Annotated in this window: 10 protein-coding genes; 9 read left to right on the top strand and 1 reads right to left on the bottom strand. The window is 66.0% G+C overall.

The genetic code is table 11. The features are described 5' to 3' along the window. Positions 1–46 precede the first annotated feature (46 nt). Entirely contained in the window at positions 47–793 is a 747-nt protein-coding gene (locus SB4_RS02545; RefSeq protein ID WP_058751294.1) for a copper homeostasis protein CutC, read from the bottom strand. A 284-nt stretch (positions 794–1077) separates the two neighbouring features. Here SB4_RS02545 and SB4_RS02540 point away from each other — a divergent pair, with 284 nt between their 5' ends. The 9 genes from SB4_RS02540 (at position 1078) to SB4_RS02500 (ending at position 18139) form a co-directional block, all read left to right on the top strand. After that, positions 1078–3855 carry a TonB-dependent receptor gene (locus SB4_RS02540; RefSeq protein WP_058751293.1) on the top strand — a complete coding sequence of 926 codons (2778 nt, stop codon included), beginning with the start codon at positions 1078–1080 and terminating at the stop codon, positions 3853–3855. 215 nt (positions 3856–4070) lie between these two features. Then, on the top strand, positions 4071–4970 hold the full coding sequence (locus tag SB4_RS02535; protein WP_153003003.1) for a UDP-2,3-diacylglucosamine diphosphatase: 900 nt from the start codon (positions 4071–4073) through the stop codon (positions 4968–4970). A gap of 22 nt (positions 4971–4992) precedes the next feature. After that, entirely contained in the window at positions 4993–6021 is a 1029-nt protein-coding gene (locus SB4_RS02530; RefSeq protein WP_058751292.1) for a glycosyltransferase family 4 protein, read from the top strand. A 285-nt stretch (positions 6022–6306) separates the two neighbouring features. Next, positions 6307–7938, top strand: a complete 1632-nt coding sequence (locus tag SB4_RS02525) for a Na+/H+ antiporter (RefSeq protein ID WP_058751291.1) — start codon at positions 6307–6309, stop codon at positions 7936–7938. A gap of 82 nt (positions 7939–8020) precedes the next feature. Beyond that, complete coding sequence (locus SB4_RS02520; RefSeq protein WP_058751290.1) at positions 8021–9016, top strand: DUF3667 domain-containing protein; 996 nt, start codon at positions 8021–8023, stop codon at positions 9014–9016. A gap of 294 nt (positions 9017–9310) precedes the next feature. Beyond that, positions 9311–11896 carry a beta-mannosidase gene (locus SB4_RS02515; RefSeq protein ID WP_058751388.1) on the top strand — a complete coding sequence of 862 codons (2586 nt, stop codon included), beginning with the start codon at positions 9311–9313 and terminating at the stop codon, positions 11894–11896. Next, positions 11893–14409, top strand: coding sequence for a glycoside hydrolase family 3 C-terminal domain-containing protein (locus SB4_RS02510; protein ID WP_058751289.1), 2517 nt, complete (start codon positions 11893–11895; stop codon positions 14407–14409). Before SB4_RS02515 ends, SB4_RS02510 begins: the two co-directional genes overlap by 4 nt. Next, positions 14406–15830 carry a glycoside hydrolase family 125 protein gene (locus SB4_RS02505; RefSeq protein ID WP_058751288.1) on the top strand — a complete coding sequence of 475 codons (1425 nt, stop codon included), beginning with the start codon at positions 14406–14408 and terminating at the stop codon, positions 15828–15830. The genes SB4_RS02510 and SB4_RS02505 overlap by 4 nt, the downstream gene beginning before the upstream one ends. After that, complete coding sequence (locus tag SB4_RS02500) at positions 15827–18139, top strand: GH92 family glycosyl hydrolase (protein WP_058751287.1); 2313 nt, start codon at positions 15827–15829, stop codon at positions 18137–18139. Before SB4_RS02505 ends, SB4_RS02500 begins: the two co-directional genes overlap by 4 nt. Positions 18140–18141: the final 2 nt, after the last annotated feature.

Raw genomic sequence — 18141 nt, 5'->3', positions numbered from 1 at the left:
CAAAACCAACGCGGCAATAGGTATTATATTTGGCATACATTGGGTTTTATTCCTCTCCGATTGCCTGCCGTATCGCAGCGATTTTTTCGACGCTCGTTCGCCGCCTTGGCCCCGTTGCGAAGCCCATATCGCCGATGCGGGGATCCCCCCACTCTTCGCGTATGCTGGCCGAGGCATGGACCGCATCGACACCGGTCCGTGCGATCAGCGACGCGACATTGTCCGCCGAAACGCCCGACCCCGCGATGATCGACAGCCGTCCACGCGCCGCGCCAACCATCCCGGCAATGACCGGCGCGCCCTGCTCTGCGGTCAACGCTCCGCCCGAGGTCAGGATATGGTCGTAACCCATCCCCGCCACTGCCTCGACCGCCGCGACCGGATCGGCGACCAGATCGACCGCGCGGTGGAGCACGATTGCGACATCCTTCGCCACATCACGCCAGCGCGCCAGCAGGTCTAGATCGAGTTGACGGTCATCCGCCATCGCGCCGACCACGATGCCCGCGACGCCATGCGCGATCATCCGGCGGATTTCCTCCGTGGCCAGGGCGACATCCGCCACGTCATAACGGAAATCGCCGTCGCGCGGTCGGACCATCGCATGGACCGGAATACCCGACGCCACCGCATGGGCGACCAACGCCTCGGACGGCGTGAGCCCACCCAGGCCCAGCGCCCCGCACAGTTCGATCCGGTCCGCCCCGGCCGCCACGACCGCATCAACCCCGGCGGCATCGTCGACACAGATTTCCAGCAACGGCGGCCTTGGCCGGGCCGGTGGTATCGCCATCCTCAGCACCCCCTGAATATCGTGCGAGCCAGTCCTCCGCCCCGCCGCAAAGGACTTCTCCAGTGCGGCATTTAAGCATCACCCATGGCAATATGCCAGCCAAATGGTCCCATGAACCAAAAGTCATATATTTCCAGTTTACGAACCAATGTCATTTTGGTTACAAGTTGGTAGCTGAAGAATACGTATAAGAATCTTTCGCGGGAGGACCCCACCCTGTCTTCCCCATGCAAAACGACAGACAGGCGCGGGGTGGCGCGATATGATTTTGGGGGGATTTCAGCATGTTGAGCTTTCGCGGCATGATCCTGACGGCGACCGCACTCGCCGGCATCCAGGGAACCGCCTTCGCCCAGACGGCCACGACGTCGACCGACGCGCCGTCGCAGACTGCTCCCGGCAGTGACCAGTCCGATGCCAGCGGCGACGTCGTCGTCACCGGCATTCGCGGCAGCCTGCGCAACGCCATCAACGTCAAGCGCGAGGCCAACGCCGTCGTCGATGTGATCACCGCCGAGGACGTGGGCAAATTCCCCGACCGCAACGTCGCGGAATCGCTGTCGCACATCCCGGGCGTCAGCATCGACCGCCGCTTCGGCGAAGGCGAGAAGGTCGCGATCCTCGGCACCGACCCGGCGCTGAACCGCATGCTGCTCGACGGCCATGCGTTGGCCTCGGCCGACTGGGGCGGCAACGACAACGACCCCTCCAGCCGCACCTTCAACTATTCGCTGCTCGCGCCCGAGCTGGTCGACCGTCTCGAAGTTTATAAGTCGCCGGAACCCCGCATCGAGGAAGGCAGCCTGGGCGGCACGGTCATCGTGCGCACCCGCCGTCCCCTCGACCTGAAGCCCAACTCGGTCTTCGCCTCGGGCGGCTATTCGTACAATGACCGTTCGGAAAAGGGCAACATCCGCGGGTCGGGCCTGTACAGCTGGCACAACGAAGCCGACAATTTCGGTTTCCTGGTCGCGGCGACCTATGACAAGCAGAAGCTGACCCGCGCGGGCGTCGAATTCTTCGGCTATCAGAGCGGCGCGGACTTCTTCCAGAAGAACGCCGACGGCTCTGTCCGTCGCGACGCGTCGGGCCAGGGCATCCTGCAGAACCCGAACGCCACCGTCACCGGCGGCACGAAGGAAGACCTGATCAACGCGGTCGCCCCCTTCGGCATCAACTATGCCTATTTCCAGCAGACTCGCGAGCGCGCCAGCGTGTCGGGCACGATCCAGTATCGCCCGGCCCCCAACCTGACGCTGACCCTGAACGGGCTGCATATCGACGGCAACTACAACAACTACAGCCAGTCGATGTACACCATCCCGGTCGCCTGGACCGGCAACGTGCTGCAGACCGCCAATGTCAGCAACGGCGTGGTGAACTCGGCCAGCTTCGGCGCCGCGACCAACCAGTCGTCGCAGCTCGACACGCTGGTCCGCAAGTCGAAGCTGAAGACCGACAACCTCAACTTCTTCGCCGACTGGGAAGGTGATGACGGATCGAAGGTCAGCTTCGCGGGCGGCTGGTCGCGTGCGACCGGCGGTCGCAACCCCGAATATCTGTTCAACGTGCAGACCAAGCTGCCGTTCAGCTATGCGTTCGGGCCGAAGTCGGCGACGGTCAACTATGTCGGCGATCCGACCAACCCCGCCAACTATTTCACCAACCCGAACAACAACCCCGCCACGATCGAGGGCCGGCCGGTCCTGATCAACGGACAGCAGTTGAACGGCGCGCAGATCGGCGGCCTGGACTATAGCGTCACCACCGACCGCGACATCTTCGGCGGCTATGACGCGACCATCCCGGTCGAGTTCGGCCCCTTCACCCAGATCCTGCTGGGCAGCCGCGTAACCGATCACGTCAACCGGCTCAACGCGCGTGGCATCAACACCTACATGACCACGTCGATGACCGCGAACCAGTTCGGCGTGCCGACGCTGGTCACCCCGGGTGGCGTGTTCGACGGCACCGGCGGTTCGGGCAATGCGACCCAGTATCTGAACCTGCCCGACCAGGCGGTGATCGACATCCTGTCCAAGGCGATCAACAGCCCGCTGGTCAATAAGGTCGGTGCCTCGACCCGCGTGCGCGAAACCGTCATGGCCTCGTACATCCAGGCGAATTTCGACCAGGGCGGCCTGCGCGGCAACATCGGTGGTCGTCTGGTCTATACCCGCGACGAGTCCAGCTATGCCGTGACGCAGAGCAACCTCGTCAATCCGGTGCCGGTGCCCACCACCACCACCACCGATTACCTGAAGTTCCTGCCCAGCGTGAACATCGCCTATTCGATCAGCCCCAAGGTGCTGGTGCGCGGCGCGGTGGCGCGGGTGATCTCGCGTCCGCGTTACGAGGATCTGGCGGCGTCGCTGTCGCTCAACAACGTCACCCTCGACGGCGGCGGCGGCAACCCGAACCTGAAGCCGTATGAATCGACCAACTACGAACTGACCGCGGAATGGTATCCGCGCGCCGGCTCGCTGGTCGCGGTCGAGCTGTTCCGTCGTGACATCTCGAACTACATCATCAACACCCGCACCAACGCCGTGTATTTCAACACGCTGGCGGGCGCGCTGACCACCTACAATGTCAACCAGCCGATCAACGGCGGCAAGGCGAAGGTGAATGGCGCGCTGATTTCGGGTCAGACCGAAATCTGGGGCGGCTTCGGCATCCAGGCGAACTATTCGTACCAGGACAGCTCGACCTCGTCGGTCGACACGACCGGCGCGGCGCTGAACCTGCCGTATCTGTCGCGTCACACGGTCAACGTGATCCCCTATTTCGAAAGCGGGATCTTCCAGGCGCGCCTGAGCTACAACTACCGCTCCAGCTATTTCCGCACGATCGGCCGTCTTGGCTCGCGCGAAATGGTGGCGCCGTACAGCCAGCTCGATTTCTCGGCGGGTGTGAACCTGACCAAGGAGATTACGCTGTCGGTCAACGCGCAGAACCTGCTCGACGAGACCTATTACCAGTATAACGCGACGCCCGACCGTCCGACCGCCTTCTACAAGAACGGCCGGACCTATGCGGCCTCGGTCGCGGTGCGTTTCTAAGCCATCCTCCCTCCGGGCTCCCTCTCCCATCGCGGATGAGGGACCGGATACCTTTCGACCCGCCGATCCTTTGGGATCGGCGGGTTTTTCTTTGGGCGGCACATGCGCTGACTTTAACGAGTCATTAAACTGCTTTGTCTCTGTCACCGATTTGCGACGCGCGCGTAACAGATGACAGGCATGACACGCATAACGCCAAGCGTGGGGTTATGCCGATGCCGATCACCAGCATTCCGATCGATGGTTCGTTGCACGAAGATGCCGCCATCCTCGACTTCATCCCCCGCGCGCCCGTAACGCCCGAACCGGAGGGCAACGAACGGCGTCGCTACCGCACCATCTGGATCTCCGACGTCCATCTCGGCACGCGCGGCTGCAATGCCGAGATGCTGATCGACTTTCTGGATCACGTCGACAGCGAGACCATGTATCTGGTTGGCGACATGATCGACGGCTGGCGGCTGAAGAAGAAATTCTACTGGCCCGCCGCGCACAACGACGTGGTGTGGCGGCTGCTGAAACGCGCCAAGCGCGGCACCCGTGTCGTCTATATCCCCGGCAATCACGACGAGATCTTCCGCCAGTTCACCGGCATGGATTTCGGCGGCATCGCCATCTGTCGCAAGGCGATCCACGAAACGGCGGACGGCCGCCGCCTGCTGATCCTGCACGGCGACGAGTTCGACGCGATCACGCTGGCGCATCGCTGGCTCGCCCATGTCGGCGACTTCGCCTATACCGCGCTGATGGAAGTGAACCGCTGGGTGAACATCGTCCGGCGGTGGATGAAGCGCCCTTACTGGTCGCTGTCCAAGCACGCCAAGGCCAAGGTCAAGAACGCGGTCGCCTTCATCTCGCATTTCGAGGAAGTCGTTGCCCATGCGGCGGGCGCGCGCGGCGTCGACGGCGTGGTGTGCGGCCATATCCACACCGCGGAAATTCGCGAGATCGGCGGCGTTACCTATTATAATGACGGCGACTGGGTGGAGGGCTGCACCGCGCTGGTCGAGCATTTCGACGGCACGATGGAAATCCTGCACTGGGGCGACGAGATGGAAGCGCGGCGTCAGCGTCCGGTCCCGGCCGTGGCCGCCCCGGCGACCATCGCTGCCTGAGGCACGAAGGGGGCCAAGACGGATGCGGATCGCGATCGTTACCGACGCCTGGTCACCCCAGGTCAATGGCGTGGTCCGTACCCTGCAATCGGTCTCGGCCGAGCTGCGCGCGATGGGGCATGAGCTGACGATCATCTCGCCCGATCTCTACGCCTCGGTGCCCTGCCCCACCTATCCCGAAATCCGCCTGGCGCTGCCGCGTCCGGGCCTGGTCGGGCGCACGCTGGCAGAGTTCCGGGCAGAGGCGGTGCATATCGCGACCGAGGGGCCGCTGGGCCTGCTCGCGCGGCGCTGGTGCCTATCGCACGGGCTGCCCTTCACCACCGCCTATCACACCCAGTTCCCGGAATATGTCGCGGCGCGGATCAAGGCGGTGAACCCGGAATTCGTCTGGCGTTACGTCCGCTGGTTCCACGCCCCCTCCGCCGCGATCCTGGCTTCGACGCCCAGCGTGGCACAAGCACTCGCCGCGCATGGCCTGCCGCAGAGCCGCCATTGGGGGCGCGGCGTCGATATCGCCCTGTTCCGCGCCGACGGCCCTCGCGACGCGTCCGTCCGCAGCCTGGCCAGTCCCGTACAGCTTTATGCGGGCCGCGTGGCAGTGGAGAAGAACATCGCCGCCTTCCTCGCCACCGACCTCCCCGGATCGAAGGTTGTGGTCGGCGATGGCCCGGCCCGCGCCGCGCTGGCGGCGGAGTATCCGCATGTCCATTTCCTGGGCGCGAAGTTCGGCGAGGATCTGGCCGCCATCTACCGCGCGGCGGATGTCTTCGTCTTCCCCAGCCGCACCGATACTTTCGGGCTCGTGATGATCGAGGCACTGGCCTGCGGCACCCCGGTCGCCGCGCTGCCGGTGCAGGGTCCGCTTGATGTGTTGAATCCGCAGGTCGGGGTCATGGACGACGCGCTCGACCGTGCGATTGCTGGCGCGCTGACCCTCGATCGCGAGACGTGCGCGCATTTCGGGCAAGGCTTTACCTGGCGTGCGAGTGCGGAACAGTTCCTGTCGGCACTGGCTCCGATAGACCAGGGGATGCGCGCGGCCGCGTAAATTCTCCCAGATACCTAAGGGGCAGGGCGAAGCGCCGACGGGGGCTTCAGAGGCTGTCCCTTGCCGCACGCCCCCTCCACCATGCTGCGCATGGTCCCCCTCCCCGTACCGGGGAGGATTGGTTTGCCGCCATCAACCCGTAAAACCCGTTTAACGGGTTGAACCACCCTTACCCCGCATGGCATTCATAGGCTTCGCGCGAATCGCCTTGGCGGTTCGCTGATCCTTCGGCCGTGCCGCACGCCGCCATGGTCGCTCCAACCGCTGCACCCGAAAGGTCCCCGATTGGACGTCGTCACGCTCAGCCTGTTCCTCATGTTCGCCGTCGTGTTGAGCGGGGTCCTGTCCCGCCTGCTGCCCTCCGCCCTGCCCCGACCGCTGGTCCAGATCGCGCTGGGCGCGGTGATCGGCGGGATCGCGCAGGTGCGGGTCGAGCTGAACCCCGAGATATTCTTCCTGCTGTTCGTGCCACCGCTGCTGTTCCTCGACGGCTGGCGCATTCCCAAGGACGAGCTGTTCCGCGACGCGGGCGCGGTGCTGGGACTGGCGCTGGGCCTCGTCTTTCTGACGGTGCTCGGCATGGGGCTGTTCATCCACTGGATGATCCCGGCCATCCCCTATGCGGTGGCCTTTGCGCTGGCGGCCGTCGTCTCGCCGACCGACCCGATCGCGGTGTCCGCCATTGCGCAAAAGGCCCCCATCCCGAAGCGGATGATGCACATCCTGGAGGGGGAGTCGCTGCTCAACGACGCCTCCGGTCTGGTGTGCCTGCGCTTCGCGGTTGCCGCCGCGCTGACCGGCACCTTCTCGCTGGCCGATGCGGGGCTGACCTTTTTGTGGATGGCGATCTCCGGCGTCGGGCTGGGTGTCGGCATCGCCTGGGGCACGGTGACCGCCAAAAACCGCTTCTCGCGCCATTTCGGCGACGACAGCGGATCGAACATTCTGGTCAGCCTGCTGATCCCCTTTGCGGCCTATCTGGTCGCCGAGCATGTCGAGAGTTCGGGCGTGCTTGCCTCGGCGGCGGCGGGGATCGCCATGTCCTTCACCAATGTCTCGTCGGGGGTGCGCGCCGCCATCCGCATCCGGCGGCAAGCGGTGTGGGACATGCTGCAATTCACGCTGAACGGCATCATCTTCGTGCTGCTGGGCGAGCAGTTGCCGCAGGTGTTCGCGGGCGCGCGCGCCACGGTGATGCTGACCGGGCATGACAGTCTCTGGTGGCTGGGCCTCTATGTCCTGGCGATCGTCGCCGGGCTGGCCGCGTTGCGCTTCGCCTGGACCTGGGTCGCGCTGCGCTTCACGCTGTTCCGCCAGCGGCACCTGCCCAATCCGACCAGCCCGCCGCGCCGGATCATCACCGCCATGTCGGTGGCGGGCGCGCGCGGCGCAATCACGCTGGCGGGTGCGCTGACCCTGCCGCTGACGCTGACCAACGGCACGCCCTTTCCGGCGCGCGATCTGGTCATCTTCCTGGCCTGCGGCGTCATTCTGTCCTCGCTGGTCATCGCCAGCCTGACCCTGCCGCTGCTGCTGCGGGGCCTTGCCCTGCCCAGCGAGGATGCGGCGAGCGAACTGGACCGCACCCGCCTGGCCGCCGCCAAGGCCGCCATCGCCGAGCTGGAGCGACTTCAGCATGAAATGGCCGAGGGGCGCGACGATGCCGACCAATATGTCGACATCGCCGCGCGCCTGATGGACACCTATCGCACCCGGATCGACACGCTGGAGGGCGATGCCGATCCCGATGCCCGCCGGTTCGAGGAGGTGGAACGCAAGATGCGCCTCGCCGCCATCCGCGCCGAACGGCGGGTGGTGTTCGAGCTGCTGAACGCGCGGGCGATCGGCTCCGAAACCGCGCAGAAGCTCGGCCGCGAGCTGGATCTGGTCGACACCCGCCTGTCCGCGCAGAACTGACCCTCGCGCCATCTTTGCGCTTGCGCAGGCCTGCAAATTATCGTGTCTCGCAGGCCGGGGTTCGCGACAAACGGGGGGTGGAATGCACGCACAGGCCGGGAATCATTGCCTGAATTGCGGAACGGCGCTGGTCGGCGATTACTGCCATGCCTGTGGTCAATCGACCCATATCCACCGCACGCTGGGCGCGTGGTGGCATGATTTCAGCCATGGCGTGCTGCATATCGAGGGGCAGGTCTGGCGGACCATGGCGATGCTGGTCACCCGCCCCGGCGAACTGACCCGCCGCTACATCGCGGGCGAGCGGCGGCGTTTCCTGTCGCCGCTGGCGCTGTATCTGTTCAGCGTCTTCCTGCTCTATGTCGCCTATTCGGTGCTGGGCGGCTTTGCGACCTTCCACGCGCCCGACACCAAGCAGGCCGTCGCGCAAATCCACACCAAGGCCGAGAAGACCGAACAGCGCATCGCCGCCATCGACCGGAAGCGCGTCGAGGAACTGGCCGCACGCCACAACGTCGCCGCGCTCGACCGCGAACGCGCGCAACTCGTCGACCGCCGGCAGGAGCTGGAGATGGCCAGCATGGCGCTCGGTGGCGGAGCGACCGCGGCCGAAGGACATGGCGGCGAGCATGAGACGCAGATCATCACCGGCTGGAAGGCGCTGGACGAAAAGATCGACCATGCCATTCGCGATCCCGATTTCCTGATCTTCAAGATGGAAGCCAATGGCTATAAATTCTCCTGGGCGCTGATCCTGCTGTCCATGCCGTTCATGGGGTTGATCTTCCTTTGGAAACGCGGGGTCGCCATGTTCGACCATGCGGTGTTCGTCACCTATTCGCTCAGCTTCGTCAGCCTGTTGATGGTGGTGATGATCCTGTGGGTGAAGCTGGCACATCTGCCGGGTGAGGCGCTGTGGCTGCTCGCCTTTCCCGCCCATCTCTTCCTGCAATTGCGCGGAGCTTACGGCCTAGGTCCGCTGCTCGGGCTGTTGATGACGCTGGTCGTGACGGTAATGGCCGGGGCGGTGCTGCTGATCTGGATCACAGGGTTGCTGGCACTCGGCATGGCCCATTGACGCTTCAATCGATGGCAGCGGGTCGCCGATAGCCCCGACCCCCAGAAAATGGGTGGACGCCCCCGCCTCGCGCCGCCATGATACCAAAACATATCATGAGAATACCGGCACACGACAAGCCGGTGGATGACGGGGGTGCCGGATGGCGAGGAAAGGCCTGATGCAAGGGGGGATGCGTCCCCTGGCGCACGCGCGTCCCCGCCGCGTGGCCCGCTTTGTCCGATACCATGTCATCGCATCCTGCGCTGCGGACCTGTGGGGCCCGTCCATGATGCCGCTTTCGGGGAAATCGCTGTGAAACATCGCCTCGGCCTGATCCTGGCCGCGCTCGCCCTGCCCTTCCCCGCCCTGGCCGCCCCGAAGACGGTGGCGACGCTCGACCGCTGGCAGGTGCGGATCGACCCGAAGGATACCGCCGCGGCCAGCGCACATCCGCAGGCGGCGAACTGGCTGGCCGCGACCGTGCCGGGCAGTGTGCAGCAGGATCTGATCGCCGCCAACATCGTGCCCGATCCCTATAAGGCCGCAAGCGAGGCCCCGATCCAATGGGCGGGCCTGACCGGGTGGCAGTATCGCACCAATCTGGAGGTCACGCCGGAGATGCTGCGCCGCGATCACCTGGACTTGGTGTTCGACGGGCTCGACACCTTCGCGACCGTCACGGTCAACGGGCAGCGCCTGTTGTCGGCGGACAATGCGCATCGTCGCTGGCGCGCGGATGCCAAGCCGCTGCTGAAGGCGGGCGCGAACGAGATCGTCGTCACCTTCGCCTCGCCGATTAAGATGCTCCAGCCGATGGTGCTGGCCGAAAAGCATCCGCTGCCCGGCGAATATGACTCGCCTTATGGTGACGAGCCGAAGGGCGTTCAGACCTCGCCCTATATCCGCAAGCCGAAATACCAATATGGCTGGGACTGGGCACCTCGTATCGTCGATATCGGTATCTGGCGTCCCGCCCGCCTGGAGGCATGGGATGCCGCGCGGATCGACAATCTCCGCATCGAGCAAGAGGCGTTGACCGATGCCGAGGCGCGCATCCTCGCCCGTGCCTCGGTCGTCGCGGACCGCGCGCAGACGGGGCGGATGGACGTGACCGTCACCGGCCCCGACGGCAAGCGCATCCGGGTGCGCCGCGACGTCGCGCTCCAGCCGGGCGAGAATGACGTGGTCGTCCCCGTCGCGATCACCAAACCGCAGCGCTGGCAGCCGGTCGGCTTCGGCGCGCATCCGCTCTACACCGTGAACGCCGCGCTCGCCGGGGCCGATGCGGTCGAGAAGCGCACCGGCCTGCGCACCGTCGAGCTGGTCCGCAAGGACGGCAGCTTCGGGCTGAAGATCAACGGCAACGTCATCTTCGCCAAGGGCAGCAACGTCATCCCCTTCGACGCCTTCCCCGCGCGCGTCGCCGCCGCCACCGAGCGCGCACTGCTGGAAAAGGCGGTTGCTGCGAACATGAACATCGTCCGCATCTGGGGCGGTGGCTATTATCCCGAGGACCGCTTCTACGACGCCGCCGACGAACTGGGCCTGATGGTCTGGCAGGACTTCATGTTCGGCGGCGCAGTCACGCCCCCCGACGCCAAGTTCCGCGAGAATGTCCGGGTCGAGGCCGAGGAGCAGGTCGCGCGCCTGCAATCGCATCCCTCGCTGGTCATCTGGGCGGGCAACAATGAAGTGCTGTCGGGCTGGGAAAACTGGTCGGATCGCAAGGCGTTCAAAAAGGCGGTCGGCCCCGATGAGCAGGAGCGGATCGGCACCGGCATGGCCGTGCTGTTCGACCGCGTTCTGCGCGATGCGGTCGTCAAATATTCGCCCGGCATCCCTTATTGGCCGGGCTCGCCCTCGACCGATTATGAGGGGCCGACCGACACCGACAAGGATGGCGACCGCCATTTCTGGGACGTCTGGTCCGGCTCCAAGCCGGTCGAGCGCTATACCGACAACTGCCCGCGCTTCATGTCCGAATATGGCTTCCAGGCCTTTCCCGATCTGTCGACCATCGCGACCTTCGCCGACCCGGCGGACTTCCGCATCGACAGTCCGGTGATGAAGGCGCACCAGAAGTTCCTGAGCGGCGAAGGCAATGACCGCATCACCTTCTACCTGAAGCAGAATTTGCGTGACCCGCGCGACTTCGCCGATCTGGTCTATCTGTCCCAGGCGATGCAGGCGCGCGCCATCGGTCTGGCCGCACGGCACCACCGCGCCTGCCGCCCGGTGACGCTGGGTTCGCTCTACTGGCAGCTCAACGACAGCTGGCCCGCCATCAGCTGGTCGAGCATCGACTGGACCGGGCATGACAAGATGCTCCAGCACGAGGTCCGCCGCTTCTTCGCGCCCCAGACCATCGTCGCGGAGACCAAGCCCGGCGCGACGCGGATCGCTCTGGTGTCCGACGCCACGACGCCAAAGCCGCTCGGCTGGCGCGTCACCGGCTATGGCATGGACGGTCGCAAGCTGGGTTCGCAAAGCGGCAGCGTGACCATGGCCGCCGCCTCGGCCAGCGATGTCGCGATGATCCCCGATGCGACACTGTTCGCGGGTGCCGTGCCGGAGAGCAGCTATGCCGTGGCCGAGCTGTTCGATGGCGAAAAGGTGATCGCCCGCCAGATCGTCGAGCGGAAGGTGCCGCGCGATATGCTCTACCCCGCGCCGGGCATCACTGCGCGCTGGGCGGGCAAGCAGCTGACGCTGACCGCGCGCAACCTCGCGCGGCAGGTGCAGGTCAATTTCGGCACCACCGCCGCCGAACCGTCCGACGACGGCTTCGACCTGTTGCCTGGCGAGAGCATCACGCTCACCATCCAGAGCGACGCGGACGCCGCCACCCTGGCGCGCGAGCTCAAAATCTACACCCTCGGTCCGAAGGACGCCCAGTGATCCCGTTCCTCCTCCTCGCCGCCGCCGGTCAGGCCGCCACCCCCGCCCTTCCCCCCGAGGCGCAGAAGCTGACCGTCGCGCAAAAGGCGGCGCAGCTGGTCAACGAAGCCCCTGCCGAACCCGCGCTGAACCTGCCCGCCTATGACTGGTGGAGCGAGGGGCTGCACGGCATCGCGCGCAACGGGCCGTCGACCGTGTTCCCGCAGGCGATGGGCATGGCCGCGACCTGGGACACGGCGCTGATCCAGAAGGTCGGCGATGTCGTCGCCACCGAGGCACGGGCGAAGTTCAACTCGCAGCCGCTGAACACCGATCGCGGGCTGTATCAGGGGCTGACCATCTGGTCGCCCAACATCAACATCTTCCGCGATCCGCGCTGGGGCCGGGGCCAGGAAACCTATGGCGAGGACCCCTTTCTCACCAGCCGGATCGGCATCGCCTTCGTGCGCGGTCTGCAAGGGCCGGACCTGAAGCATCCCAAGGTCATTGCGACCGTCAAGCATATGGCGGTCCATTCCGGCCCCGAGGGCGGGCGTGACAGCTTCGACGTGATGGTGTCCCCACGCGATCTGGAGGCGACCTACCTCCCCGCTTTCCGCGCGACCGTGACCGAGGGCAAGGCGCTGTCGCTGATGTGCGCGTACAATGCGATCCATGGCACGCCGGTCTGCGCCAATCCGATGCTGCTGACCCAGCGGCTGCGCACCGACTGGGGTTTCAACGGGCTGGTCGTGTCGGACTGCGACGCGGTCGGCAATATCTGGATGTTCCACCATGCCCAGCCGGATGCGCCCGCAGCGGCGGCGGCGGCTTTGCGCGCGGGCACCGACCTGAACTGCGGCAAGGCCTATCTATCGCTGCCCCAGGCGGTGGAGCGCGGCCTGATTACCGAGGGCGAGATCGACACCGCGCTGGCGCGCGCGCTGGCGGTGCGGCGGATGCTGACCGTGGACAGCCCCTGGAACCGGATCAAGGCGAGCGAAGTCGGCACCCCCGCCCACCGCGCGCTGGCGCTGGAGACGGCGCGCAAGGGCATCATCCTGCTCGACAATCCGAACGACATGTTGCCGCTGAAGGACAAAAAGGTCGCCGTGTTCGGCGCCGACGCCGATGATCTGGGCGTGCTGGAGGGCAATTATCACGGCACCGCGATCAACCCCGTCACCCCGCTCGACGGCATCCGCGCGAAGTTCGGCCGCGATGTTCGTTATGCGCAGGGCTCGGTGCTGGCCGAGGGGGCGTTCGTCGGCGTGCCCGAGACTGCGCTGTCGGCGAACGGCAAGACCGGCCTGACGGTCGAGACGATGGGTGCGAACGGCCAGTGGTCGGTCGCGGGTCAGGATCGCCGCATCGACTTCAACTATACCAAGACCGCGCCCTTCCAGCGCCGCTGGACCGGCACGCTGACCCCGCCGGGGCCGGGCCAGTACAAGCTCCGTCTCGACGGCCCCGCCTGCTGGCACGCCTGCCCCGCGCATGACGCGGTGAAGCTCTATATCGACGACCAGCTGGTTGTGGACGATGTGATCGGCGGCAAGAAACTGGAGACCATGATCGACGGTTCGGCCCCGCGTCTTATCCGGGTCGAGATCGACCATAAGGGCGGTGACGAAGGCCTGCGCCTGCAATGGCTGCCACCCGCCGAGGCGCTGACCGCCGAGGCACTGAAGGTCGCCGGGACCGCCGATGTGCTGATCGCGGTCGTCGGCCTTTCGCCGGATCTGGAGGGCGAGGCGCTGGGCGTCTCGGTCCCCGGTTTCGCAGGCGGCGACCGGACCGAGGTCGTCCTGCCCGAGCCGCAGCGCAAGCTGCTCGCCGCGCTCCAGGCGACCGGCAAGCCGGTGGTCGCGGTCGTCATGTCGGGTTCGGCGGTGTCGCTGGGCGACTTCAAGCCCGCCGCGACGCTGGCGGCCTTCTATCCGGGCACCGAGGGCGGCACCGCGCTGGCCGAGATCCTCAGCGGTGACGTGAACCCGTCGGGCCGCCTGCCCGTCACCATCTATCAGTCGACCGCCGACCTGCCCGCCTTTGCCGATTACGGCATGAAGGAGCGGACCTATCGCTACTTCACCGGCAAGCCCGCCTGGGGTTTCGGCCATGGCCTGAGCTACACCAAGTTCGACTATGGCCAACCGGTCGTCACCGCCAGCGTCGCGGTGGGCCAGCCGGTCGATGTCGCGGTGCAGCTGCGCAATATCGGCCAGCGGGCGGGCGAAGAGGTGACGCAGGCCTATCTGGTCCCGCCCGCGACCGACGAGAAGCTGGTGCTGACCGACCCTGTGCTGCAACGCCAGCTGGTCGGCTTCACCCGCGTCGCGCTCAAGCCCGGTCAGGCGGGCACGGCGCGCTTCACCATCGATCCGCGCCTGATGAGCCAGGTCTGGCGCGACGGCACCCGCCGCATCCTGCCGGGCACCTACAAGCTCTATATCGGCGGTGGTCAGCCGGGCGACGGCGCAGGCCAGTGGACCCAGTTCACCGTGACCGGCACCGCGCAGGATCTGCCCAAATGACCCCGAACCGTCGTGAACTGATCGTCGGAGGTGCGGCGCTCGCCGCCGCCCCGGCCTTCGCCACCGCGCCCGCCTTCCCCAGCAAGCGTCCGGCCGTCGCCGACCGCCGCTTTGTATCGAAGGCCGTCGAGGCGGAGATCACCCGCATCTCGAAGATGATCGCCGATCCCGAACTCCGCTGGATGTTCGGCAACTGCTATCCCAACACGCTCGACACCACGGTGCTGTCGCTGGCGCCAGTGAACGGCAAGGCGGATGCCTTCGTCATTACCGGCGACATCCCCTGCCTGTGGCTGCGGGATTCGGCGGCGCAGCTGCGGCCCTATCTGCATCTGGTGAAGCGCGATCCGGCGCTGGGGCGGCTGTTCCGCGGGCTGATCGGGCGGCAGGCGCGGTCGATCCTGATCGACCCTTACGCCAATGCCTTCATGCAGGACCCGACCGCCAGGACGAACCTCAGCTGGGCGTTGAAGGACGATACCGAGATGAAGCCCGGCGTCGCCGAGCGGAAGTGGGAGATCGACTCGCTCTGCTACGCGATCCGGCTGGCGCATGATTATTGGCGCGAGACGGGTGATACGACGCCGTTCGACGCCGAGTGGAAAGCCTCGGCGCGGGCCATCGTGAAGACGTTCCGTGAGCAGCAGCGGAAAGAAGGCCCTGGCCCCTATCGCTTCCGCCGCTCCGCACCCGAGCCGACCGAGACGCTCTATCGCGGCTATGGCCTGCCGACGCGTCCCAACGGCATGATCCATTCGGGCTTCCGCCCCTCGGACGATGCCTGTCTTTACGGCCAGTTCGTCCCCGCCAATCTGTTCGCGATGACGACGCTGCGCGAACTGGCCGCGCTGTCGAACGCGGTCGGCGAGCCCGCGCTGGCACAGGACGCTACCACGCTGGCCGCCGAGGTCGAGGCTGCGCTCAGGCAGTTCGGCACGATGACCCTGCCGAGCGGCGAGCGCGTCTGGGCCTATGAGGTCGATGGCTATGGCAATGCCGTCTTCATGGACGACGCCAATGTGCCGTCGCTGTCGGGCATGGCTTATCTCCGCTGTGTCGATGTGGCCGATCCGCTGTGGCAGCGCACCGTTGCGGCGTGCTGGAGCAAGGCCAATCCCTGGTATTTCGAGGGTCAGGCGCTGACCGGTATCGGCGGTCCGCATACCGGGCCGGGCCAGGTCTGGCCGATGTCGGTCATCACCCGCGCGCTGACCTCGACCGAACCTGCGATGCTGCGGTCGAGCCTGTCGATGATCCGTGGGTCGCATGGCGGTACGGGCTTCATTCACGAAGGGGTCGATATCGACGATCCCGCCAAGTTCACACGCGACTGGTTCGCCTGGGCCAATGGCCTGTTCGGCGAGCTGGTCGTCCATGTCGCGGCCACCCGGCCGGAAGTTTTGCGGGAGACGTTCGCATGATTTTGACCCGCCGCTCGCTCCTCGCCGGGACCGCGCTTGCCAGCCTGCCGATCGGAGGCCTCAGTGCCGCCGTACCGATGCCGGTCGCCCGTCCCAATCTGTTCGTCGGGACGGGCGGTGACGGCCATACCTATCCCGGTGCGGTCCTGCCCTTCGGCATGGTGCAGTTGAGCCCCGACACCGATGTCGAGCGCTGGGACACCTGTTCGGGTTATCATCACGGCGACGGCTCGATCATGGGGTTCAGCCATACCCATCTGTCGGGCACCGGCATCGGCGACATGCTGGACGTGCTGGTCGTGCCGACGCGCGGCGAGCTGAAGCTGGTGGCGGGGCCGCTTGCCAACCCCGATAAAGGCTATCGCCAGCGTTACTCGGACGAACAGGCTGAGCCGGGTTATTACCGGGTGAAGCTCGAATCCGGCGTGCTCGCCGAACTGACCGTGACCGAGCGGACGGGCTGGCACCGCTATACCTATCCCAAGGGGCCGGGTCATGTGCTGGTCGACCTGTCGCACCTCGTCCTCGACAAGAGCGACGCCAAGCCGCTCATCACCGATGCCGAACTGACCATCGAGCCCGACGGCACGATCACCGGCACCCGCCGCGTGTTCCGCTGGGCCAAGGGGCGGCGCATCTTCTTTGCGATGCAGCTGTCGAAGAAGCCCTCGCGCATCCAGCTTTACGGCGACGGCGACACGCCTGCGAACGGCACCGCCGTCAAGGGCAACCGCCTGAAGGCCGCCCTGTTCTTCGACGAACTGGGCGATGCGCCGCTGCTGATCCGCTGCGGCATCTCGGCCGTGGATGTCGCGGGCGCCAAGGCGAACCTGGCCGCCGAAGCGAAGCACTGGGACTTCGACCGCACCCGCCGGGCGGCCATGACCCGCTGGGCCGAGGCGCTGGGCGGTGTCCGCGTCGAGGGCGGAACGCTGGACCAACAGGCGATCATGGCCTCCGCCAATTACCACACGCTCGTCGCGCCGACGCTCTTCTCCGACGTGAACGGCCGCTATGTTGGGCTCGACGGAAAGGTGCACACCGCCCCCGCCGGGCAGTTCGCCTATAGCACCTTCTCCACCTGGGACACGTACCGGGCGCTGCACCCCTGGCTGATCCTGACCCAGCCCGCCCAAGCCAAGAAGCTGATCGACGACATCATCCGCCAGACGCAGCAAAGCGCCTATGGCCCGCCGGTGTGGACGCTGCAGGGCAAGGAGACGGGGATCATGATCGGCTGGCACGGCACGCCGATCATGGCCGAGGCGATGGTGAAGGGCATTCCCGCCGACTATGCCGCCGCCTGGCCGGGCATCGCCAAGCGCAGCTTCGACTTCACCGCGCCCGACATGGACAATAGCAAGGGCCGCGACCTCTACGACGCCAAGGGCTATGTCCCCGCGGACATCTGGTTCGAGAGTGTCAGCCGGACCCAGGAATATGCCTATGACGACTGGGCCGCGTCGCACATCGCGCGCCGGGTTGGCCAGACGGCGCAGGCCGACCGGCTGCTCAAGCGCTCGGGCAACTGGCGAAACGTCATCGACCCCTCGATCAATTTCGCCCGCCCCCGGTTCAGCAACGGCAGCTGGTGGAAGGATTACGACCCCGTCCAGCTCGGCCATATGCCCAAGCCCTGGTGGCGCGACTATACCGAGGCGAATGGCTGGCAGGCGACGTTCCTCAATCAGCACGACGTTTACGGCCTGATCCGCCACATGGGCGGCGATGCGAAGTTCGAGGCGAAGCTGGATGAGCTGTTCAGTGCACCCTCGACCCTGCCCAAAAACGCGCCGCCGGACATTTCGGGCCTGGTCGGCCAATATGCGCACGGCAATGAGCCGGACCAGCATGCGGCCTATCTCTACGCCTATGTCGGCGCGCCGTGGAAGACGCAGCGCATGGTCCGCCGCCTGCTGACCGAGATGTACAAGAACGCGCCCGACGGCATCATCGGCAATGACGATTGCGGCCAGATGAGCGCCTGGTTCCTGTTCTCCGCGCTCGGCTTCTATCCGGTCGATCCGGTCAGCGGTGCCTATGTCTTCGGCGGACCGCTGTTCGACAGGGCGCAGCTAACGGTCGGGGGCAACAAGACGCTGGTCGTCGAGGCGAAGGGCAACGGCCCGGAAACGCCCTATATCCAGTCGGTGACCTGGAACGGCCGCCCCTGGACCAAGAGCTGGATCGACCATGCCACCCTGTCCAAGGGCGGCACCCTGTCCTTCACCATGGGCTCCAAGCCGAACCCCGCCTTTGGCCGCGATCCCAAGGACCGTCCGCCGTCCTTCGACCACCTGCCCGCCTGATC

Origin of the sequence: Sphingomonas sanguinis (assembly GCF_001476905.1) — a bacterium.
Classification (GTDB): domain Bacteria; phylum Pseudomonadota; class Alphaproteobacteria; order Sphingomonadales; family Sphingomonadaceae; genus Sphingomonas; species Sphingomonas sanguinis_B.
The sequence above is the reverse complement of the archived record's forward strand: the minus strand, read 5'-3'. Positions and strand labels throughout refer to the sequence as shown.

Bases quoted from the DNA above. Each gene is read 5' to 3' on its own strand.
- SB4_RS02520 (WP_058751290.1), top strand. From the start codon at position 8,021: ATGCACGCACAGGCCGGGAATCATTGCCTGAATTGCGGAACGGCGCTG.
- SB4_RS02530 (WP_058751292.1), top strand. From the start codon at position 4,993: ATGCGGATCGCGATCGTTACCGACGCCTGGTCACCCCAGGTCAATGGC.
- SB4_RS02505 (WP_058751288.1), top strand. From the start codon at position 14,406: ATGACCCCGAACCGTCGTGAACTGATCGTCGGAGGTGCGGCGCTCGCC.
- SB4_RS02535 (WP_153003003.1), top strand. From the start codon at position 4,071: ATGCCGATCACCAGCATTCCGATCGATGGTTCGTTGCACGAAGATGCC.
- SB4_RS02540 (WP_058751293.1), top strand. From the start codon at position 1,078: ATGTTGAGCTTTCGCGGCATGATCCTGACGGCGACCGCACTCGCCGGC.
- SB4_RS02500 (WP_058751287.1), top strand. From the start codon at position 15,827: ATGATTTTGACCCGCCGCTCGCTCCTCGCCGGGACCGCGCTTGCCAGC.
- SB4_RS02545 (WP_058751294.1), bottom strand. From the start codon at position 793: ATGGCGATACCACCGGCCCGGCCAAGGCCGCCGTTGCTGGAAATCTGT.